We start from the raw sequence: 20515 nt of genomic DNA, 5'->3' as shown, positions 1-20515 counted from the left end.
TATTGATCGAAGGCAGGCCCAATCATCGCGGTCACAGTGCGCGCGTCAAAGCATGAGGTATACAATGCGCGCCATCGTGATTCTGCTCAAAAAAGGTGCGTCATGCAGCCCTTCGTCATTGCTCCGTCGATTCTCTCCGCCGACTTCGCCCGCCTGGGTGAGGAAGTGGACAACGTCCTGGCCGCCGGCGCCGACTTCGTGCACTTCGATGTCATGGACAACCACTACGTACCAAACCTGACCATCGGCCCGATGGTCTGCGCCGCGCTGCGCAAGTACGGCGTGACCGCGCCGATCGACGCTCACCTGATGGTCAGCCCGGTGGACCGCATCGTCGGTGACTTCATCGAGGCCGGCGCGACTTACATCACGTTCCACCCGGAAGCCACTCAGCACGTCGACCGTTCCCTGCAACTGATCCGCGAGGGCGGCTGCAAGTCGGGCCTGGTGTTCAATCCGGCGACCCCGCTGGACGTGCTCAAGTACGTGATGGACAAGGTCGACATGATCTTGCTGATGAGCGTCAACCCGGGCTTCGGCGGGCAGAAGTTCATCCCCGGCACCCTCGACAAACTGCGTGAAGCGCGCGCGCTGATCGATGCCTCCGGTCGTGACATTCGCCTGGAAATCGACGGCGGCGTGAACGTGAACAACATTCGTGAAATCGCAGCGGCTGGCGCCGACACCTTCGTCGCCGGCTCGGCGATCTTCAATGCACCGAACTACCAAGAGGTGATTGAAAAGATGCGTTCCGAACTGGCGTTGGCTCGTCCATGAGTGGCTTTGAGCAGCTGTTCCCGGGGCGTCTGCCGCGGCTGGTGATGTTCGATCTGGATGGCACGCTGATCGATTCGGTCCCCGACCTCGCCTTGGCTGTGGATAACATGTTGCTCAAACTCGGGCGCCAACCTGCCGGCCTCGAGTCGGTGCGCGAGTGGGTCGGCAACGGCGCGCCGGTGCTGGTTCGCCGTGCGCTGGCCGGTGGCATCGACCATTCGACGGTCGACGACGGTGAAGCCGAGGGCGCACTGGAGATTTTCATGGAGGCTTACAGCGAGAGCCATGATCTGACTGTGGTCTATCCCGGCGTGCGCGATACCCTCAAATGGCTGCACAAGCAAGGTGTCGAGATGGCGCTGATCACCAACAAGCCGGAGCGCTTCGTCGCGCCGCTGCTGGATCAGATGAAAATCGGCCGTTACTTTAAGTGGATCATCGGCGGCGACACCCTGCCGCAGAAGAAACCTGACCCGGCCGCGCTGTTTTTCGTGATGAAAATGGCCAACATTCCAGCCTCGCAATCGTTGTTTGTCGGCGATTCGCGCAGCGACGTGCTGGCGGCGAAAGCGGCGGGGGTCAAGTGCGTGGCCCTCAGCTACGGCTACAACCATGGCCGGCCGATTTCGGAAGAGTCGCCGGCGCTGGTAATCGACGATCTGCGCAAGCTAATTCCCGGTTGCCTGGATCCAGCCGCTGAGATAACGTTGCCCGACGTTGCTCAATCCCCTTCTGGAAACGCCATCGTGGTGGTCACTCGCAAACTCTGGATGAAAGTCATCAAGGCCCTGGCCCGCTGGCGTTGGCGCGCCTGACTCGATTCTGGCCGGCTTTCCGGCGCGTTTGCATACCTGACTGTTAGCACCTCAAGCCACGAGGCTACCCCATGATCCGCGAAGAATTCCTGCGTTTGGCCGCTGCCGGCTATAACCGTATCCCGTTGGCCTGCGAAACCCTGGCCGACTTCGATACGCCGCTGTCGATCTACCTGAAACTGGCCGACGAGCCGAACTCCTACCTGCTGGAATCGGTGCAGGGCGGGGAGAAGTGGGGTCGTTATTCGATCATCGGCCTGCCGTGCCGCACCGTGCTGCGGGTTCACGATCATCACGTCAGCGTGACCCACGACGGCGTCGAGATCGAAAGCCACGAGGCCGAAGATCCACTGGCCTTTGTCGAAGCCTTCAAAGCTCGCTACAACGTGCCGACCATCCCTGGCCTGCCGCGCTTCAATGGCGGTCTGGTGGGTTATTTCGGTTACGACTGCGTGCGCTATGTGGAGAAGCGTCTGGGCAAGTGCCCGAACCCGGATCCGCTGGGCGTGCCGGACATTCTGCTGATGGTTTCCGACGCAGTGGTGGTGTTCGACAACCTCGCCGGCAAGATGCACGCGATTGTGCTGGCTGATCCGTCTCAGGAAGACGCCTTCGAGCAAGGTCAGGCCCGCCTGGAAGAGTTGCTGGAAAAACTCCGTCAGCCGATCACCCCGCGCCGTGGCCTGGATTTCAGCAAGCAACAGTCGGCTGATCCGGTGTTCCGCTCCAGTTTCACCCAGGACGATTACGAAAAAGCCGTCGACACCATCAAGGAATACATCCTGGCCGGCGACTGCATGCAGGTCGTGCCGTCCCAGCGCATGTCGATCGACTTCAAGGCTGCGCCGATCGATCTGTACCGGGCGCTGCGTTGCTTCAATCCGACGCCTTATATGTACTTCTTCAACTTCGGCGACTTCCATGTCGTCGGCAGTTCGCCGGAAGTGCTGGTGCGGGTCGAAGACAACCTGATCACCGTGCGCCCGATTGCTGGCACTCGCCCACGCGGGGCCAACGAAGAAGCCGATCTGGCGCTGGAAAAAGACCTGCTGTCGGACGACAAGGAAATCGCCGAGCACTTGATGCTGATCGACCTGGGCCGTAACGACACCGGTCGGGTGTCGGAGATCGGCTCGGTGAAACTCACCGAGAAGATGGTCATCGAGCGTTATTCCAACGTGATGCACATCGTGTCCAACGTCACTGGCCAATTGAAGGCCGGGCTGACGGCGATGGATGCACTGCGGGCGATCCTGCCGGCGGGCACCTTGTCTGGCGCGCCGAAGATTCGCGCGATGGAAATCATCGACGAACTGGAACCGGTCAAGCGTGGCGTCTACGGCGGGGCGGTGGGCTACTTTGCGTGGAACGGCAACATGGACACGGCGATTGCGATCCGCACCGCGGTGATCAAGAACGGCGAACTGCATGTACAGGCCGGTGGCGGCATCGTCGCTGACTCGGTGCCGGCGCTGGAATGGGAAGAAACCCTGAACAAGCGCCGCGCGATGTTCCGCGCCGTGGCCCTGGCCGAGCAAACCCCGGACACTTGAACTCCCACAAAACCCTGTGGGAGCGGGCTTGCTCGCGAATGCGGTGTGTCATTCAACATTGATGCCGACTGACACTCCCTCTTCGCGAGCAAGTCGAATCGTCGCACCGCCGCTCCCACACGGATTTCACCAGCACAAAAAAAACGCGGCGCCTGTGAGGGCGCCGCGTTTTTTATTGCCTGAGTTTAGAAGTCCAGCGCAACCCCGACATTAATACCCTGCTGGGTAAAGTCGTCATCCTTGCGAATGTCATAACTGGCGCGCAATGCCAAGTCCTTGGTGAGGTTGTGGCTTACCCCCAGGTTCAAGCGGTTCAGGTGGGATTGCGGGGTGTAGCCGGCCAGGGAGTAGCTGTTGTTCGGCAGGCTGTTGAGGTTCATCGTCACATCCTGGGTGTCGTCGTTGTACTCGCGCTCGTGGGCCAGTTCGCCGAACACCTGGGTCTGCGAAGTGATCTGGTACTTGCCCTGGATGCCGAGACCAAGACGCCGGGAAATACGCGACTGGTCGTCGAAGGTCAGTGCAGTGGAATCGGCGCCATCTTCCGAGTAACCGTCGACCTCAACCTTGGCGAAATCAGCGCTCACGAACGGCGACAGGTGCCACGGGCTGCTGGCCTCTGGCGCGATGTCATAACCCAGGCGGCCGCTGATGGCGACCAGGTAACCGTCGGTGTCGCCTTTCTCTGCGCGTTCGTTGACCCCCAACTGGAATTTGCGTTTGAGGCTGTCGTAGTCCAGATGTCCGGCGGTCACTGCCGCGTCACCCCACCAGCGGTTTTGCTGGTACTGGGCGAACGCCGTCCCCATGTAAGTGTTGAGCTTGTAGTCGGAGTCGTTGTCGCCGGCTTCAAGTTTCTGGTTATAGAAGCCGGCCGCCAACCCGACGCGCCATGCGTCATTGAGCCGGTAGCTGCCGCCGATGTTCACGTTGGCGCCGTTGCCGTCAGCACTGGCGCCACTGCGCTGGCTATCGAAATCCTGGTGTTGGCCGCCGCCAGCGACAATCGCCCGCCATTGGCCCACGCCTTGCCAGTTTTCCCAATCGGCCAGCCACTGGTTGCGCAACTCATCCTGATGAGAACGCAACGTACCCTGGGCCATTTGTGGCAACAGGGTGGCTTCCCATGGCGCGGACAGCAACGAGTAAGCGTAATCGGCAATCAGGCGTTGCCCGGCTTCGGTCGGGTGCACCGCGTCGTTGTAGATCAGCTTGGTCGGGTCCGGCGTAGCACTGTTGATGCCGTAACGGGCGTTTTCGGTGCAACTGTCGCCGCTGAAGCAGGTGGCGCTCAGGTTCTGATCGGTTGCCAGGCCGAACTGCCCCGGGTTGGCAAACGTCTCTTTGAGCAATACCGGAATGTTCAGCGGGATGACGTTGGCGTTGACGCTCTGCAGCTGGCTTACCAGTTCGGTGTTGAACTGGGTGCTGAGCTGGGACGTAAACGCTTGTAGCGGGGTGCCATTGAAGGCCGGAGTAAAGCCAATGTCCGGCAACAACCAGACCATGATGTAGCGGGCGCCGGCCTGTTGCAGGGTTTGCACGCTGCTGACCAGGCGATCGGCGGCGGCGCTGGCCTGGGGCAGGCTGGTCACGCGACCCTGAAGGAAGTCATTGCCACCACCCGACAGGTAATACAGCGCATTCGGGTCGGCGCGGAAGTTGTTCGACGGCAGATAGCCTGCACGGGTACGTTCGCCGGTGGCGGAGGTGCTGGTGATCGAGTCGAGAATCTGGTCGGTGCGATAACCTCCGACGGCCCAGTTGTTACCATCGGGCTGGCCATTGTTGGCGCGTACCGCTGAGGACGATGACGCCGTCTGGTCCGCGGAGAACCCCAGTTTTCCCCCCAGTATCTGCGTTGAGTTGAGCGAGCGGACTTCGCCGCTGCCATCCAGGTAAACCGGCCCCGTCCGGTTGGTAAAGCGCTCAGTCGAGCCCGCTGGCCCGCCCGTGTCGGCAAACGTACCGGCATCGTTGAGACTGTCGCCGAAGACGACGAAATTGGAGTAAGGATTAGGCGCGGCAATCGCCTGAGCGCAGGCCATGGCGAGCAAGCATCCTGCGAGCGGTACAAACAACGTCTGTTTGATCATGAGCAAGTCCGTTTATTTATTGTTGTAGTGAACGAAACGACAGTACCAAAAACTTCCGGCCTTTTGCCATCGGTCGCGAACCCTTCAATTGTTTCGCAGCCAGTCGCCCCGGCGATATTGCACGCTCTGCCCAGCTAAGTTACTGTGCCGAGACGTATGAATGAGACCTTCCCCGTGTTGATCATCAGCAAACTCCTGGATCAAGTCATCAAGGCACACGCCCGCTGGCGTTGGCGCGCCTGAATTCTTTTGCCGGCCCCGCCGGACCTGTACCGCTTTGCCTTCTTCACCCGTATGACATACCGCTTTGCTGGCGCACCCGGCGACTGACAAAGCGCAGGACGCTGCGGGTAACCATTCGAAGGCTGTCTTAAAAGTCAGTGAATTCAAGAGGTTCCAACCGCCATGTTGCTGATGATCGATAACTACGACTCTTTTACCTACAACGTTGTGCAATACCTCGGTGAGCTCGGCTCCCAGGTCAAAGTCGTGCGCAACGATGAACTCACCGTTGCCGAAATCGAAGCGCTCAACCCTGAGCGCATCGTTGTGTCCCCCGGTCCTTGCACCCCGACCGAAGCCGGTGTCTCGATCGACGTGATCAAGCATTTCGCCGGCAAACTGCCGATTCTCGGTGTCTGCCTCGGCCACCAGTCCATCGGTCAGGCCTTTGGCGGCGATGTGGTCCGCGCCCGGCAAGTCATGCACGGTAAGACTAGCCCGGTATTCCACGAGGACAAGGGTGTATTCGAAGGCCTGAATCGTCCGCTGACGGTGACGCGCTATCACTCGCTGATCGTCAAGCGCGAAACCCTGCCGGATTGCCTCGAACTGACCGCCTGGACCCAGCTGGAAGACGGCTCGGTCGACGAAATCATGGGCCTGCGCCACAAGACATTGAACATCGAGGGTGTGCAGTTCCACCCCGAGTCTATTCTCACCGAGCAGGGCCACGAGCTGTTCGCTAACTTCCTCAAACAAACCGGCGGCACGCGCTAAGGACTTTTCATGAATATCAAGACAGCCCTGAGCCGTATCGTCGATCACCTCGACCTCAGCACCGATGAGATGCGCGATGTGATGCGCGAAATCATGACCGGGCAATGCACGGATGCGCAGATCGGCGCGTTCATGATGGCCATGCGCATGAAGAGCGAAAGCATCGACGAGATCGTCGGCGCGGTGTCGGTCATGCGCGAGCTGGCAGACAAGGTCGAACTCAAGACCCTCGACGGCGTCGTCGATGTGGTTGGCACCGGCGGTGACGGTGCGAACATCTTTAACGTCTCGACCGCTTCCTCTTTCGTGGTGGCAGCGGCCGGATGCACCGTGGCCAAGCACGGTAACCGTGCGGTGTCGGGCAAAAGCGGTAGCGCCGACCTGCTGGAGGCGGCCGGTATCTACCTGAACCTGACCCCGGTCCAGGTGGCGCGCTGCATCGACAACGTCGGCATCGGCTTCATGTTTGCCCAGACCCATCACAGTGCGATGAAGTACGCCGCCGGCCCGCGCAAGGAGCTTGGCCTGCGTACCCTGTTCAACATGCTCGGCCCGCTTACGAATCCGGCCGGCGTGAAACATCAGGTGGTGGGCGTGTTCAGCCAGGCGTTGTGCCGGCCATTGGCCGAAGTCTTGCAACGGCTGGGCAGCAAGCATGTGTTGGTGGTGCACTCGAAGGATGGCCTGGACGAATTCAGTCTCGCGGCGCCGACCTATGTGGCCGAACTGAAGAATGACCAGATCACCGAATATTGGGTCGAACCAGAAGACCTGGGTATGAAGAGCCAGAGCCTGCACGGTCTGGCGGTGGAAAGTCCGGCGGCGTCCCTCGAGTTGATTCGCGATGCTCTGGGCAAGCGCAAGACCGAAAGCGGTCAGAAAGCTGCCGAGATGATTGTGCTCAATGCCGGTGCGGCGCTGTACGCCGCCGACCTGGCGACCAGTTTGAAAGAAGGCGTTGCCCTGGCGCACGATGCGCTGCACACAGGCCTCGCTCGGGAAAAACTTGAGGAGTTGGGTGCATTTACCGCGGTATTCAAAGTGGAGAATGAGGGATGAGTGTACCGACGGTTCTGGAAAACATTCTGGCCCGCAAAGTCCAGGAAGTTGCCGAGCGTAGCGCCCGTGTGAGTCTGGCGGAGCTGGAAAGTCTGGCCAAGGCGGCCGATGCACCCCGTGGTTTTGCCAAGGCACTGATTGCTCAGGCCAAGTTGAAACAGCCGGCTGTCATTGCCGAAATCAAGAAAGCCTCGCCGAGCAAAGGCGTGATCCGCGAGCACTTCGTTCCTGCCGAGATCGCCAAAAGCTATGAGAAGGGCGGCGCGACGTGCTTGTCCGTGCTGACGGATATCGATTACTTCCAGGGCGCCGACGCGTATCTGCAACAGGCACGGGCGGCGTGCAACCTGCCGGTGATCCGCAAGGATTTCATGATCGATCCTTACCAGATCGTCGAAGCCCGTGCCTTGGGCGCTGACTGTGTGCTGCTGATTGTCTCCGCGCTGGATGACGTAAAAATGGCCGAGCTGGCGGCCGTGGCCAAAAGCGTCGGCCTCGATGTGCTGGTGGAAGTCCACGATGGCGACGAGCTGGAGCGGGCCTTGAAAACCCTCGACACGCCGCTGGTCGGCGTGAACAACCGCAACCTGCACACCTTCGACGTCAGCCTGGAAACCACGCTCGACCTGTTGCCACGCATCCCGCGTGATCGCCTGGTGATCACCGAAAGCGGCATTCTCAACCGGGCCGATGTGGAGCTGATGGAAATCAGCGACGTGTACGCGTTCCTGGTCGGCGAGGCATTCATGCGCGCCGAAAGCCCGGGCACCGAATTGCAGCGCCTGTTCTTTCCTGAGCGCGGCGGCCCGGTCAGCGGTTCGACGCTCGACTGAGTGCAGTCAGGAAAACCGATGCGCGCCCTTCGCGAGCAAGCCCGCTCCCACATTGGATCTGTGTACACAATCCTGATGTGGGAGCGGGCTTGCTCGCGAAGAGGCCCTCAAATACCCCAAAGACTTTATGCCGAGTGGAGTAGCCCATGACTCAGCCGACCAGTCTGACCGTCGAAGCCGGCCTACAGGCCGAGCAAGATTTGTTGGCCCATGTCTGCACTGGCGATTCGGATTTCGGCCTGCTGTTCTGGCAGCCCAATGATCGGGCATTGGTCATGCCCCGACGCCTGAATCGCCTGACAGGCTTCGAAGCTGCCTGTGAAGTGTCAGCCGCCGCCGGTTGGCCAGTGCTGCTGCGTGAAACCGGCGGTGAGCCTGTGCCGCAATCGGCTTCCACGATCAATATCGCGCTGGTCTACGCACCTCCGCGCAGCGAAGGTGATCAGAACCGGATCGAAACCGCTTATCGCCGTCTCTGCGACCCTATCTGTCAGTTACTCGATGAGCTGGGCGGTGTTTCGTCATTGGGCGAAGTCGACGGTGCGTTCTGCGATGGCCGTTTCAACGTCAACCTCGACGGGCGCAAGATGGTTGGCACCGCTCAACGCTGGCGTCAGAGCAAGGGTGGTCAGCGCCCGGTGGGATTGGTGCACGGTGCGTTGTTGCTGGATAACGAGCGTGAATCGATGGTCGCTGCAGTCAATCGCTTCAATGAAGCGTGCGGTCTTGAGCAGCGGGTGCGCGCCGAAAGCCACATTGCCCTGCATGAGAAGTTTGCCGCGCCCGATGCACTCGGGCGGCTTGATGCGCTTTATCGCCAGTTGCTGGCAGACATGCTCGGGGCTTGAGTTCTCGAGCCTAGCGCGTACCGAAGACCACCATGGTCTTGCCTTTGACGTCCACCAGGTTGCGTTCTTCCAGATCCTTGAGCACGCGACCGACCATCTCCCGTGAACAACCGACAATCCGCCCGATTTCCTGACGGGTCACTTTGATCTGCATGCCGTCCGGGTGGGTCATGGCGTCCGGCTGTTTGCACAGTTCCAACAGGCAACGGGCGACGCGGCCGGTGACGTCGAAGAATGCCAGGTCGCCGACCTTGCGCGTGGTGTTGCGCAGACGCTGTGCGATTTGTCCGCTGAGCACGTAAAGAATGTCTGGATCCTGCTGGGACAACTCGCGGAATTTCGCGTAGCTGATTTCCGCTACTTCACACTCGATCTTCGCACGCACCCAGGCGCTGCGTTCCTGTTCGAGCCCGGCTTGTTCAAACAAACCCAACTCACCAAAAAAGTCCCCGGAGTTCAGGTAGGCGATGATCATTTCGCGGCCGTCGTCATCCTCGATCAGGATCGTGACCGAACCCTTGATGATGAAGAACAACGTTTCCGAGCGGTCACCGGCGCAAATGATGTTGCTCTTGGCCGCATAACGACGGCGCTGGCAATGCATCAGCAGCTTGTCGAGGTTCTTGATTTTGGGGGTTGGGGCACTAGCAACCATGGTTGTATCCCGAAAAAGACTTCACGGTGTGTTTGATTTTTTATGAGTCGATGACGACGGATGCTGCAAAGCTGGCTATGCGCCAGCGAATTGGCGCCAGCTTAACAGACACTTCTCGCAATATTCGAGAAATTACCTACAGTTCGGAAGGTTATGCCCTACAAACGCAAGGCACTGTCAATCCGGGGCCCTGTGCTAAGCTGGCGACCCTTTTTTATGCAGTGGAGTCTGGCGATGAAGGCACGCATCCAATGGGCTGGCGAAGCCATGTTCCTCGGTGAGTCCGGCAGCGGTCACGTCGTGGTCATGGACGGTCCGCCCGATGCCGGCGGTCGCAACCTGGGTGTCCGGCCGATGGAAATGCTCCTGCTGGGTGTCGGCGGTTGCAGCAATTTCGACGTGGTCAGCATCCTCAAGAAATCCCGTCAGGCGGTCGAAAGCTGTGAAGCCTTCCTCGAAGCCGAGCGTGCGACCGAAGATCCGAAAGTCTTCACCAAGATCCACATGCACTTCGTGGTCAAGGGCCGCGGGTTGAAAGAAGCCCAGGTCAAACGCGCCATCGAACTGTCAGCAGAGAAGTATTGCTCGGCGTCGATCATGCTCGGCGCGGCCGGCGTGGCCATTACCCACGACTACGAGATCATCGAACTCGGTTGAATCGACATTCAACTATCATAAAAGCAGTGCAGACTCTGGCGATCCCAAGCTGACGTCTGCATAATGCGCCACTTTTTTCAGGGTAGTGGTCCGTCTTCGACAGGCTGCGAATCCGAACAGACAACCAAAATCGCCATCGCGAAGAGGTGTTAACCGTCCTACGCAGCTGCGTTGTTCGCATCTGACGGGCATGCTTGATCACGCGGCCCGGGCCGCAATACATAGAGAGTTTTTAACGGTGAAAAGCAAACTCAAGCTCCACGGGTTCAATAACCTGACTAAGACCTTGAGCTTCAACATCTATGACATCTGCTACGCGGAAACCCCGCAAGACCAACAGGCTTACGTCGAGTACATCAATGAAGAGTACAACGCGAAGCGCCTGACGCAGATCCTCACAGAAGTTGTCGATATCATTGGTGCCAACATCCTGAACATTGCCAGTCAGGACTACGACCCACAAGGCGCCAGCGTTACGATTCTGATCTCGGAAGAGCCGGTAACCCCGACTGAAAGCCAGATCGAAGAGTCCCCGGGCCCGCTGCCTGAAATTATCCTGGCCCACCTCGACAAGAGCCACATCACGGTGCACACCTACCCGGAAATCCATCCGGACGACGGCATTGCGACCTTCCGTGTGGACATTGACGTGTCGACCTGTGGCGTCATTTCACCGCTCAAGGCGCTCAACTTCCTGATTCACCAGTTCGATTCGGACATCGTGACCGTGGATTATCGCGTGCGCGGTTTCACCCGTGACGTGGAAGGCAATAAGCACTTCATCGATCACGAGATCAACTCGATTCAGAACTACCTCTCCGACGACACCCGCGACGCGTACCAGATGACCGACGTGAACGTGTACCAGGAAAACCTGTTCCACACCAAGATGCTGTTGAAGAACTTCGAACTGGACAACTACCTGTTCGGCGACGCCACCAATAGCCTGTCCTCCGAGCAGCGAGCTCAGGTGACCGACCGTGTGAAACACGAAATGCTGGAAATCTTCTACGCGCGCAACATGCCTAACTAAGATTTTCGAGCAGAAAAAAAGGCGACTCCCTCACGGCAGTCGCCTTTTTCATGCCTGTCTCAAAACCCTGTGGGAGCGGGCTTGCTCGCGAAAGCGGAGTATCAGTCGACATCAATATTGAATGACGGACCGCCTTCGCGAGCAAGCCCGCTCCCACAGGTCAGATCCGGTAAGTACTCTTGGTCATCACCTTGGCCATTAAACTCATTCCGAACTTCACCGGCGCCGGAAAGCGAAAGCCGCCCGCTTCCAGTGCACTTTCAGCGTGATGTTCTTCATCGATGCGCATCTGCTCAAGAATCGCCCGGGACTTTTCGTCTTCCGCCGGCAATTGCTCAAGGTGCTCGTTCAAGTGCTTGCACACCTGATCCTCGGTCGCCGCAACGAACCCCAGGCTGACTTTATCGCTGATCAACCCGGCCACCGCGCCAATCCCGAACGACATGCCGTAAAAGAGCGGATTGAGAATGCTGGTGTGGCTACCCAACTGTTTGATGCGTTGCTCGCACCAGACCAGGTGATCGATTTCTTCTTCGGCAGCATGTTCCATGGCCGCGCGCACATGCGGCAGCTTGGCAGTCAGGGCCTGACCCTGATACAGCGCCTGAGCGCAGACTTCGCCGGTATGGTTGATACGCATCAAACCGGCTACGTGGCGAGTGTCTTCGTCACTCATTTGCGTATCCGGTTGCACGATAGCGGGCGACGGACGGTACGGCTGGCCACTGAAGGGCAGCAACGTCCGCATCGCGGCATCGGCTTGCAGCAGAAGGCGGTCAATCGGCGAGTAGTGACGCTGGGTAGTCATGCTGACCTCCGGGAAGAATCTCGGCGGCCAGTTTAACCCAATCGGCCGGGGAAGGTTTGCGCTGGGTCATCCGGATGTCGCCGTGATCTGTAGGAGCGAGGCTTGCCCGCGAAAGCGGTTTATCAGACGACATTCATGCTGACTGTCAGATCGCTTTCGCGGGCAAGCCTCGCTCCTGCAGGGCGGGGCGGTGGATCAGCCCGGCGGCCAGTGCATCTGGCGCTGGCCGAGCACATGCATATGAATGTGATAGACCGTCTGTCCACCCAGTTCATTGCAGTTCATGACCACACGGAAACCTTCCTCGCAGCCCAGTTCCAGGGCAAGACGCTGGGCGGTGAACAGAATATGCCCGGCCAATGCCTTGTCGTCCTCGGTGAGGTCGTTGAGGGTGCGCACCGCTTTTTTCGGAATAACCAGAAAATGCACCGGTGCCTGTGGGGCGATGTCGTGGAAGGCCAGTACCTGGTCGTCCTCGTAAATGATCTTTGCCGGGATTTCCCGGTTGATGATCTTGGTGAACAGAGTATCCACAGCTGTTTTCTCCGTTGTTGAGGCTGGCCTGAGTGTACTCATGGGTTATCCCCGAGCCCAGCCTTTTACCTTGAGGGCTGGTCAGCGCGGGCAGTAGGCCTTGTTGACCATGCCTGCGATTGTCCGGTTGAGCCAGCGAGAGCCGAGCCGCGGCAGCAAGGCACGCCAGCGGTTCCCTCTGCCCGGAATGATGATTGCGCGATTTTTCTCCAGGGCCCGAACGGTATACAGCGCCACTTCTTCAGGGCTCATCAGCAGGTTGCTGTCGGCCAGTTTGCTGGCGTCCAGTTGTGCCGTGCGGAAGAACCCGGTGCGCGTCGGGCCGGGGCAGAGTACCGAAACCTTGACCGCGCACTTCTTCAGTTCGACGCGCAGCCCTTCGGAAAAATGCAGGACATAGGCTTTGCTGGCGTAGTAAGTGCTCATCCACGGGCCGGGATGGAACGCCGCCATTGAAGCGACATTCAGAATCTGCCCGCCACCCTGCAGCGCCATGCTGTTGCCGATGGCATGGCATAAGCGGGTGAGTGCCAGGATGTTCACTTCGATCAAGTCCTGCTCGGTCATCCAGTCCTGGGCCAGGAATGGTCCGCAGGTGCCGATGCCGGCGCAGTTGACCAGCAGATCGATTTGCCGGTCACCTTCTTCCAGTTCCAGCAGGAACCCGGACAGCCGTAACGGCTCGCCGAGGTCGCAGGCGCGGAACAAGACTTCCACGCCAAACCGTTGGGTCAGTTCGATTGCAATACTTTCCAGCTGATCACGTTGTCGGGCCACCAGAATCAGGCTGCGGCCCCGGCGGGCCAGCGCTTCGGCCATCGCCAGGCCAATGCCGCTGGAGGCACCAGTGATCAGAGCGTAACGGGTCATGCAGTTCTCCATCGCAACAGCTCCGCGCCGGCGACGCGGGTGTCACGGGCGGGGAGCGCTGTTCATTCTTTCGCAGAGTCTACAGGGACCGGGGCTTATTCGGCTTCTTCCTCTGCGGTATCCGCTGCTTGCTCCGCCTCTTGCGCCGGCTCGACTTCAACTTCTTCGGTGGTCACCGAACTGCTGTCGTAGCTGGTTTCGGCAGCACTTTCGTATTCCTGCTGGATGGCAGTAATGCCGCCAGCCAGTGCGCCAATGAAAACGATCGCGATGAACACGACCCACAGCGAAGACAGCACTTTGACCGCGGTGGTATTAGGTGGAGGTGGCGCGCCGTATTGATTGGCGATGTTGGTGCCTGGCACGACCATGATCACCAGCGGGAAGAAGCTGCCCACGAACGGCACAAGGTTCAACAGCCAGAGCCAGCCGGACCAGCCGATGTCATGCAGGCGCTGAACGCTGAACTGAATGCTGACGACTGCAAGAGCAATGAACAGGATGAATGCAACCAGGCCACCGAGAATCAGGCCAGCAGTCGAGTCGGCACTGATGATGGCGAAGGCGAAAATGGCCAATACCGAACCGACGGCCAGCGTGACCAGCGTCAGGGCCATCGTCCACGCCAGATAGCGCAAACGTCCTATACGTCCTTCGACGCTGAATGGCTTGAGCGTGGCGTACGCGGGCAGGCTTTCGCCGACAGTGGCCCGGGGCGGTGCGTAAGGGGATGCGGGGTCGGCAAATACCGGTTGGCTGGCGACAGGCCTGTGTTCGTGGGCGTCGGCCAGATTCAGCTCAATGGACGATTCGCTTTCGATGCGAGCATCGATACCGGTTTTCGTCAGCGCCTGAAGGTAGGTTTGCGCGTCAGTCTGCGACAGGCCTTGTTTGAGCGTAACCGTCTTGCCAGTGAACAGCCGTTCGACGGCAGCGACTTCGCTTTTGTATAGCTCGGCCAGCTTCTGTTTGGCGGTGGTGACGTCAACGCCTGGCAGCAGAGCGCCGTCGAACACGATCTTGAAACGGTTGTCGCTCATTGCGAGGCATCCTTGTCGCGAGAATTTGTAATAGGGTGTGTTTCAAGTGTGGAGTGTAAGGCCAGCCGGGGCGGGCTGGCCAAACTTTCATCTCAACGCGGCCAGCGTTTGGGCAGCTGTGCCGCCAGCTCCAGCGCCTTGCGGTATTCCGCGTCCAGCCGGGCGACCAATTGATCGACGCTCGGCAAATCATCGATTTCCCCGACACCCTGGCCCGCCGACCAAACGGTTTTCCAGGCTTTGGCTTCATCGCTGATCGGCTTGAGTTTGGAGCCGAAGTCGACCTCGCCCTTGCCTTGCAGTGTCGCCATGTCGAAGCCGGCAGCTTCCAGGCTTTGACGCATGAAACTCGCCGGTACGCCCGACACCGCTGGCGTATGGACGATGTCCGCGGCTCTGGATGTCAGCAACATCTCTTTGTAGGCGTCAGGCGCATGACTTTCGGTGGTGCCGATAAATCGTGTGCCGAAGTAGGCCAGATCCGCGCCCAGCAATTGCGCAGCAAGAATCTCGTGGCCATGGTTGAGGCAGCCGGCCAGCAGCAGGGTTTTGTCGAAGAACTGGCGGATCTCGGCAATCAGCGAGAACGGGCTCCAGGTCCCCGCGTGTCCACCGGCGCCTGCGGCCACGGCGATCAAACCGTCCACACCGGCCTCGGCGGCTTTCTCGGCATGGCGACGGGTCGTCACGTCATGGAATACCAGGCCGCCGTAGCTGTGGACGGCATCGACCACTTCTTTCACGGCGCCGAGGCTGGTGATGACGATTGGCACTTTGTGTTCGATGCAGATCGCAAGGTCTGCCTGGAGTCGTGGATTGGTGTTGTGGACGATCAGGTTGACCGCGTAAGGCGCAGGGTTCTCCAGTGCCGCCAATCCTGCCTCGATTTCTTCCAGCCAGGCCTTGAAGCCGCTGCTCTCACGCTGGTTCAGCGCGGGAAAGCTGCCGACCACGCCGTTACGGCAGCAGGCGAGCACCAATTGCGGATTGGAAATCAGGAACATCGGCGCAGCCACTACGGGCAGGCGCAAACGTTGTTCGAGCAAAGCGGGCAGCGACATTGGAAGTACCCCGGTGAGTTGTGCTTATTAGAACGGCCGAACGACGACCAGAATTACGATAGCCAGCAATATCAGAACCGGCACTTCATTGAACCAGCGATAAAAGACATGGCTGCGGGTGTTTTCGCCACGGGCAAAACGTTTCACCTGTGCGCCGCACATGTGGTGGTAGCCGATCAGGAGTACCACCAGCGTCAGCTTGGCGTGAATCCAGGCACCCTGACTGAAGATGCTTGGGTTAAGCCAGATCAGCGCAATACCGAAAATCAGGGTGGCGATCATCGCCGGTCCCATGATGCCGCGGTACAGCTTGCGCTCCATGAGGCTGAAGCGCTCCTTGCTGACGGTGTCCTCGCTTTGGGCGTGATAAACGAACAGCCGGGGCAGGTAGAACAGGCCGGCAAACCAGCAGACCATGCTGATGATGTGAAAAGCTTTGAGCCATAGATAAAGCATTTTTTAGTTATTCCCAGGTTCACGGTAGGCTGGATAGTAGAGGCTTGAGCCGCCGCACGTCACCTTGCCGGTTGTCGCAGGACGATACGGGCCCTATTATCGACGGCTTTCCAGTGGGTTCGTTGAGGGCAGGTTTATGGTCAAGGTCGGAATCGTCGGCGGCACGGGTTACACCGGTGTCGAACTGCTGCGTCTGTTGGCACAGCATCCGCAAGCTGAAGTGGTCGTGATCACTTCCCGATCCGAGGCCGGCCTGGCCGTGGCTGACATGTACCCGAACCTGCGAGGCCACTACGACGGCCTGGCATTCAGCGTTCCGGACATCAAGACACTGGGCGCCTGCGATGTGGTGTTCTTCGCCACGCCGCACGGTGTTGCTCATGCGCTGGCCGGCGAATTGCTGGCGGCCGGGACCAAGGTCATCGACCTGTCGGCGGACTTCCGTCTGCAAGACTCTGTTGAATGGGCCAAGTGGTACGGTCAGCCGCACGGTGCACCTGAGCTGCTGGAGGAGGCGGTCTACGGTCTGCCGGAAGTCAATCGCGAGCAGATCAAGGATGCTCGCCTGATTGCCGTGCCGGGTTGCTATCCAACCGCTACGCAGTTGGGTTTCCTGCCGTTGCTCGAAGCCGGTCTGGCCGATACCACACGTTTGATCGCTGACTGCAAATCCGGTGTCAGCGGTGCGGGCCGTGGCGCTTCGGTCGGTTCGTTGTACTCCGAGACGTCGGAAAGCATGAAAGCCTACTCCGTCAAAGGTCACCGTCACTTGCCGGAAATCCGCCAAGGCTTGCGTCGTGCAGCGGGCAAGGACGTCGGTCTGACCTTCGTTCCGCACCTGACGCCAATGATTCGCGGCATTCACTCGACGCTGTACGCGACCGTCGTGGATCGCTCGGTGGATCTGCAGGCGTTGTTTGAAAAGCGTTACGCCAACGAACCGTTCGTCGACGTGATGCCAGCGGGCAGCCATCCGGAAACGCGTAGTGTGCGCGGTGCCAACGTCTGCCGTATCGCCGTGCATCGTCCGCAGGACGGTGATCTGGTGGTGGTGCTGTCGGTGATCGATAACCTGGTCAAAGGTGCGTCGGGTCAGGCGGTGCAGAACCTGAACATTCTGTTCGGGCTGGATGAGCGTCTGGGCCTGTCCCACGCCGGCATGCTGCCGTAAGGCTTTATCCCGCTCAGCAAAAAGGCCCGTCTGACGGGCCTTTTTGCATTTCGTACCGGCAATCGGGTTTATTGATATACCGTAACAATAGTTGACCAATTTTCTAGGAGAAGCGGATAATGCGCGTCATCACGCATTATGGCGGCGTAACGCCGGGAGATAGTCAGCATGAGCGTCGAATCCTTCACCCCCACCGCTTTGCAATTCACCCACGGTGCCGCGCACAAGGTGAAGAGCCTGGTCGATGAAGAGGGGAATGATCGCTTGAAGCTGCGCGTATTCGTTACGGGCGGCGGTTGTTCAGGTTTTCAGTACGGCTTCACCTTTGATGAAGAAGTGGCCGATGACGACACCATCGTCGAGCGCGAAGGTGTGAGTCTGGTCGTAGACCCGATGAGCTTCCAGTACCTGGCCGGTGCCGAGGTGGATTATCAGGAAGGTCTGGAAGGTTCGCGTTTCGTGATCAAGAATCCGAACGCCAGCACCACGTGTGGTTGCGGGTCTTCATTCTCGATCTGATCGCGCTTCACCGCATTACCAAACGCCGCATGGCTTCAGGGCTTTGCGGCGTTTTGTTGTGTGGGATTTGATGGATAGTCAGGCCGGGTAGATGGCGCCGAGTACGCGCAAGCCGCGGGCGCCGGTGACGCTCGGGCGGTTGGCGGCGATGCCTTCCAGGCAGCAATGGGCCAGCCAGGCGAAGGCCATGGCTTCGACCCAGTCCGGGTCCACACCATAAGCGGCGGTGCTGCTGACTGTCGCGTTCGGCAGCAGGCTGGCCAAACGTTTCATCAGTGTGGCGTTGTGCGCGCCGCCACCGCAGACCAGCAATTCCTGGGTATTCGATTGGGCGTGCTGCAGTGACTCGATAATGGTCAGTGCGGTCAGCTCAAGCAGGGTTGCTTGCACGTCTTCAGCGGCGAAGGTCGGCAGCGTCGATAGATGCTGTGTCAGCCATGGCAGGTTGAACACTTCGCGACCGGTGCTTTTCGGGCCCTTGGTCACGAAGAACGGATCGCTCAGCAATTCATTCAGCAGAACCGGTTCAACCTTGCCGCTGGCCGCCCATTGGCCGTCGCGATCAAAGTTGTCGCCACGTTGCTGATGAATCCACGCATCCAGCAGGACGTTGCCCGGGCCGCAGTCGAAACCGGCGACAGGCTTGCCGGGCTCGATCAGGCTGAGGTTGCTGAATCCGCCAACATTCAATACCGCACGATGACCGGCACGTTCTTCAAACAACGCTTCGTGAAAGGCTGGAACCAGCGGTGCGCCTTGCCCGCCAGCGGCCACGTCACGGCTGCGGAAGTCGCTGACCACGGTGATGCCGGTCAGCTCGGTGAGCAAGGCAGGGTTGCCGATCTGTACCGTGAAACCGCGCGCCGGTTCGTGGCGGATGGTCTGGCCATGGCTGCCAATCGCGCGAATGTCTTCGGGTTTCAGGTTGTGTTGTTGGAGGAGAGCGTTAATGCCCTGAGCGGCCAGTTTCACCCAGTTCTGCTGAGCGATGGCGGAGCGGGCAATCTCGTCCGGGCCGCTGGCGCACAAGCCAAGCAGCTCGGCGCGCAGGGAGTCAGGCATGGGGGTGTAGTGCGTGGCTATCAGTTTGATCGCCGGGGTCAGCTCGATCAGCGCAATGTCCAGACCATCGAGGCTGGTCCCGGACATCACACCTATATAGAACGTCATGATTTAGCGCTTCGAAGCCAGCATTGTGGCTTTCTCTTGGTCCATGCGGGCCATCAACGGCTGACTCTGCGCGAGGAAGCGCGCGCGCTCCCCTTTGGAGATTGGGTCGGCCATCGCAACCTTCTGGCCCAGTGGGTCGACGTGCACGCCATTGACCTGGAACTCGTAGTGCAAGTGCGGGCCGGTGGAGAGCCCGGTTGTGCCGATGTAACCGATCACTTGGCCTTGTTTGACGCTGCCGCCAGTCTTGATGCCTTTGGCAAAGCCTTGCATGTGGCCGTACAGCGTCCGGTAGGTGTTGCCATGTTGGATGATCACAGTATTGCCGTAGCCGCCACGGCGACCGGCCAGCAAGACTTTGCCGTCACCGGCCGCTTTGATCGGCGTGCCGCGTGGCGCTGCGTAATCGACACCTTTGTGAGCGCGGATCTTGTTCAGGATCGGGTGTTTGCGGCCCATGGAGAATTTCGAGCTGATGCGGGCGAAGTCTACCGGTGTGCGGATAAACGCCTTGCGCATGCTGTTGCCGTCAGCGGTGTAGTAGCTGCTGTTGCCTTGCTTGTTCGTGTAACGCACGGCGGTGTAGGTCTTGCCGCGGCTGGTGAAGCGCGCAGAAAGGATCGGACCGTTGCCGACAGACTTGCCGTTGACGACTTTCTGCTCATAGATCACATCAAACTCGTCACCCTGGCGAATATCCTGGGCGAAGTCGACGTCATAGCCAAACACGCTGGCCATGTCCATGGTCAGGCTGTGGGACAGGCCGGCACGCGCGGCAGACTGCGACAGCGAGCTGTTGATCACGCCATGGGCATAGGCAGAGCGCACGGTAGGTTTGGCGGTAATGCGGTTGAACGTATAACCCTTGTCATTTTTGGTCAGGGTGATGCTTTCGAGGTCGCTGACCTTGCTGTGCAAGTTGGTCAACTGGCCGTCGGGGGTCAGTTCGAATTCGAGTTTCTGGCCGTGTTTGAGTTGGCTGAATTGCTTGGCCTGTTTGTCGCTGGCCAGTACTTCATGCACCGAAGTGGCAGGTAGGCCGACTTTCTCAAACAGCGTGGACAGCGTGTCGCCTTTGGAAACGATCACTTCCCTGTGGTTTGGCGCCTTCTTTTCTTCGACGACCGGCGCAGCTGCAGGCGCGGCCTGAGCGGTTTCCTGAGTCTCTTCGGCGCTGTTTTCGATCTGCGCGAAAGGGGAGGCCGCTGGTTCATTTGTGGCTTGAACGGCTTCAGCAGCGTCTTGATCTTGTGTCAGTTGTTCAGCAGGGCTTTCCAGTTCAAGACTCAGCGTGGTCTTTTTGGCTTCTACATCACTGGAAGGAAATACCAGAAGCGCCAGGCTCAGAAGAGCGGCGATACCACTTGCTGCGAGCAGGTGGGTCTTCGGGTAAAGCGGTGGCGCTTTAGACGATTCTTTGGTCATAGGTAATTTTTGACTTTGAAAAAGATGAATTGGAAAAGATGAATGACATGATGAAGATGAAATAACTGTATAAAATATAACCAAATCATCTCTGAAGCAAGTCCGTGGTCACTCTGCCAGCGGATTGGCGTCATTG

At 59.2% G+C, this 20515-nt stretch carries 21 protein-coding genes; 11 read left to right on the top strand and 10 right to left on the bottom strand.

Features of this window, described 5'->3' with window-relative positions:
* Positions 1–102: 102 nt before the first annotated feature.
* The 3 genes from rpe (at position 103) to trpE (ending at position 3145) form a co-directional block, all read left to right on the top strand.
* On the top strand, positions 103–777 hold the full coding sequence (gene rpe, locus ACA049_RS27750; RefSeq protein ID WP_008035979.1) for a ribulose-phosphate 3-epimerase: 675 nt from the start codon (positions 103–105) through the stop codon (positions 775–777).
* Positions 774–1592 carry a phosphoglycolate phosphatase gene (locus ACA049_RS27745; RefSeq protein WP_438658473.1) on the top strand — a complete coding sequence of 273 codons (819 nt, stop codon included), beginning with the start codon at positions 774–776 and terminating at the stop codon, positions 1590–1592. The genes rpe and ACA049_RS27745 overlap by 4 nt, the downstream gene beginning before the upstream one ends.
* Before the next feature lie 71 nt (positions 1593–1663).
* A complete protein-coding gene (trpE, locus tag ACA049_RS27740; RefSeq protein WP_497331302.1) occupies positions 1664–3145 on the top strand; it encodes an anthranilate synthase component I in 1482 nt (493 codons plus the stop codon).
* 185 nt (positions 3146–3330) lie between these two features.
* Here trpE and estP read toward each other — a convergent pair whose 3' ends face one another.
* Positions 3331–5241, bottom strand: a complete 1911-nt coding sequence (estP, locus tag ACA049_RS27735) for an esterase EstP (RefSeq protein WP_497331300.1) — start codon at positions 5239–5241, stop codon at positions 3331–3333.
* 405 nt (positions 5242–5646) lie between these two features.
* Between estP and ACA049_RS27730 the strand changes: the two genes are divergently transcribed.
* The 4 genes from ACA049_RS27730 to ACA049_RS27715 all read left to right on the top strand — a co-directional run bounded on the left by ACA049_RS27730 (position 5647) and on the right by ACA049_RS27715 (position 8980).
* Positions 5647–6240 carry an aminodeoxychorismate/anthranilate synthase component II gene (locus ACA049_RS27730; RefSeq protein WP_109635289.1) on the top strand — a complete coding sequence of 198 codons (594 nt, stop codon included), beginning with the start codon at positions 5647–5649 and terminating at the stop codon, positions 6238–6240.
* 9 nt (positions 6241–6249) lie between these two features.
* Positions 6250–7299 (top strand): anthranilate phosphoribosyltransferase, encoded by a 1050-nt coding sequence (trpD, locus tag ACA049_RS27725; protein WP_497331298.1) that lies wholly within the window; start codon positions 6250–6252, stop codon positions 7297–7299.
* Complete coding sequence (trpC, locus tag ACA049_RS27720; protein ID WP_497331296.1) at positions 7296–8132, top strand: indole-3-glycerol phosphate synthase TrpC; 837 nt, start codon at positions 7296–7298, stop codon at positions 8130–8132. The genes trpD and trpC overlap by 4 nt, the downstream gene beginning before the upstream one ends.
* A gap of 146 nt (positions 8133–8278) precedes the next feature.
* Entirely contained in the window at positions 8279–8980 is a 702-nt protein-coding gene (locus ACA049_RS27715) for a lipoate--protein ligase family protein (RefSeq protein ID WP_497331294.1), read from the top strand.
* 10 nt (positions 8981–8990) lie between these two features.
* Here the strand turns inward: ACA049_RS27715 and crp are convergent, their stop codons facing one another.
* Positions 8991–9635 carry a cAMP-activated global transcriptional regulator CRP gene (gene crp / locus ACA049_RS27710; RefSeq protein WP_497331292.1) on the bottom strand — a complete coding sequence of 215 codons (645 nt, stop codon included), beginning with the start codon at positions 9633–9635 and terminating at the stop codon, positions 8991–8993.
* Positions 9636–9869: 234 nt separating this feature from the next.
* Here crp and ACA049_RS27705 point away from each other — a divergent pair, with 234 nt between their 5' ends.
* Both ACA049_RS27705 and speD read left to right on the top strand, forming a co-directional pair.
* Positions 9870–10292, top strand: a complete 423-nt coding sequence (locus tag ACA049_RS27705) for an OsmC family protein (RefSeq protein ID WP_007941657.1) — start codon at positions 9870–9872, stop codon at positions 10290–10292.
* Between the two features lie 238 nt (positions 10293–10530).
* A complete protein-coding gene (speD, locus tag ACA049_RS27700; RefSeq protein WP_497331290.1) occupies positions 10531–11325 on the top strand; it encodes an adenosylmethionine decarboxylase in 795 nt (264 codons plus the stop codon).
* A gap of 160 nt (positions 11326–11485) precedes the next feature.
* Here speD and coq7 read toward each other — a convergent pair whose 3' ends face one another.
* The 6 genes from coq7 to hemJ all read right to left on the bottom strand — a co-directional run bounded on the left by coq7 (position 11486) and on the right by hemJ (position 16094).
* A complete protein-coding gene (gene coq7 / locus ACA049_RS27695) occupies positions 11486–12133 on the bottom strand; it encodes a 2-polyprenyl-3-methyl-6-methoxy-1,4-benzoquinone monooxygenase (RefSeq protein ID WP_266008931.1) in 648 nt (215 codons plus the stop codon).
* Positions 12134–12328: 195 nt separating this feature from the next.
* Positions 12329–12667, bottom strand: coding sequence for a histidine triad nucleotide-binding protein (locus ACA049_RS27690; protein ID WP_094470373.1), 339 nt, complete (start codon positions 12665–12667; stop codon positions 12329–12331).
* A gap of 81 nt (positions 12668–12748) precedes the next feature.
* Complete coding sequence (locus tag ACA049_RS27685; RefSeq protein WP_497331288.1) at positions 12749–13537, bottom strand: SDR family NAD(P)-dependent oxidoreductase; 789 nt, start codon at positions 13535–13537, stop codon at positions 12749–12751.
* A 95-nt stretch (positions 13538–13632) separates the two neighbouring features.
* Positions 13633–14577, bottom strand: a complete 945-nt coding sequence (locus ACA049_RS27680) for a DUF805 domain-containing protein (protein ID WP_497331286.1) — start codon at positions 14575–14577, stop codon at positions 13633–13635.
* A 92-nt stretch (positions 14578–14669) separates the two neighbouring features.
* A complete protein-coding gene (locus ACA049_RS27675) occupies positions 14670–15638 on the bottom strand; it encodes an NAD(P)H-dependent flavin oxidoreductase (protein ID WP_497331284.1) in 969 nt (322 codons plus the stop codon).
* A 27-nt stretch (positions 15639–15665) separates the two neighbouring features.
* Complete coding sequence (hemJ, locus tag ACA049_RS27670; protein ID WP_497331282.1) at positions 15666–16094, bottom strand: protoporphyrinogen oxidase HemJ; 429 nt, start codon at positions 16092–16094, stop codon at positions 15666–15668.
* Between the two features lie 136 nt (positions 16095–16230).
* On the opposite strand from hemJ, the gene argC reads away from it, so the two are divergent.
* Positions 16231–17265 (top strand): N-acetyl-gamma-glutamyl-phosphate reductase, encoded by a 1035-nt coding sequence (argC, locus tag ACA049_RS27665; protein WP_109635271.1) that lies wholly within the window; start codon positions 16231–16233, stop codon positions 17263–17265.
* 168 nt (positions 17266–17433) lie between these two features.
* Positions 17434–17784, top strand: coding sequence for an iron-sulfur cluster insertion protein ErpA (gene erpA, locus ACA049_RS27660; protein ID WP_007947969.1), 351 nt, complete (start codon positions 17434–17436; stop codon positions 17782–17784).
* Between the two features lie 78 nt (positions 17785–17862).
* Here erpA and ACA049_RS27655 read toward each other — a convergent pair whose 3' ends face one another.
* Both ACA049_RS27655 and ACA049_RS27650 read right to left on the bottom strand, forming a co-directional pair.
* On the bottom strand, positions 17863–18954 hold the full coding sequence (locus tag ACA049_RS27655) for an anhydro-N-acetylmuramic acid kinase (RefSeq protein ID WP_497331280.1): 1092 nt from the start codon (positions 18952–18954) through the stop codon (positions 17863–17865).
* A gap of 3 nt (positions 18955–18957) precedes the next feature.
* Positions 18958–20379, bottom strand: coding sequence for a peptidoglycan DD-metalloendopeptidase family protein (locus ACA049_RS27650; RefSeq protein ID WP_497331278.1), 1422 nt, complete (start codon positions 20377–20379; stop codon positions 18958–18960).
* Positions 20380–20515 lie beyond the last annotated feature (136 nt).

Source organism: Pseudomonas sp. LBUM1662 (assembly GCF_059695915.1).
The sequence above is the reverse complement of the archived record's forward strand: the minus strand, read 5'-3'. Positions and strand labels throughout refer to the sequence as shown.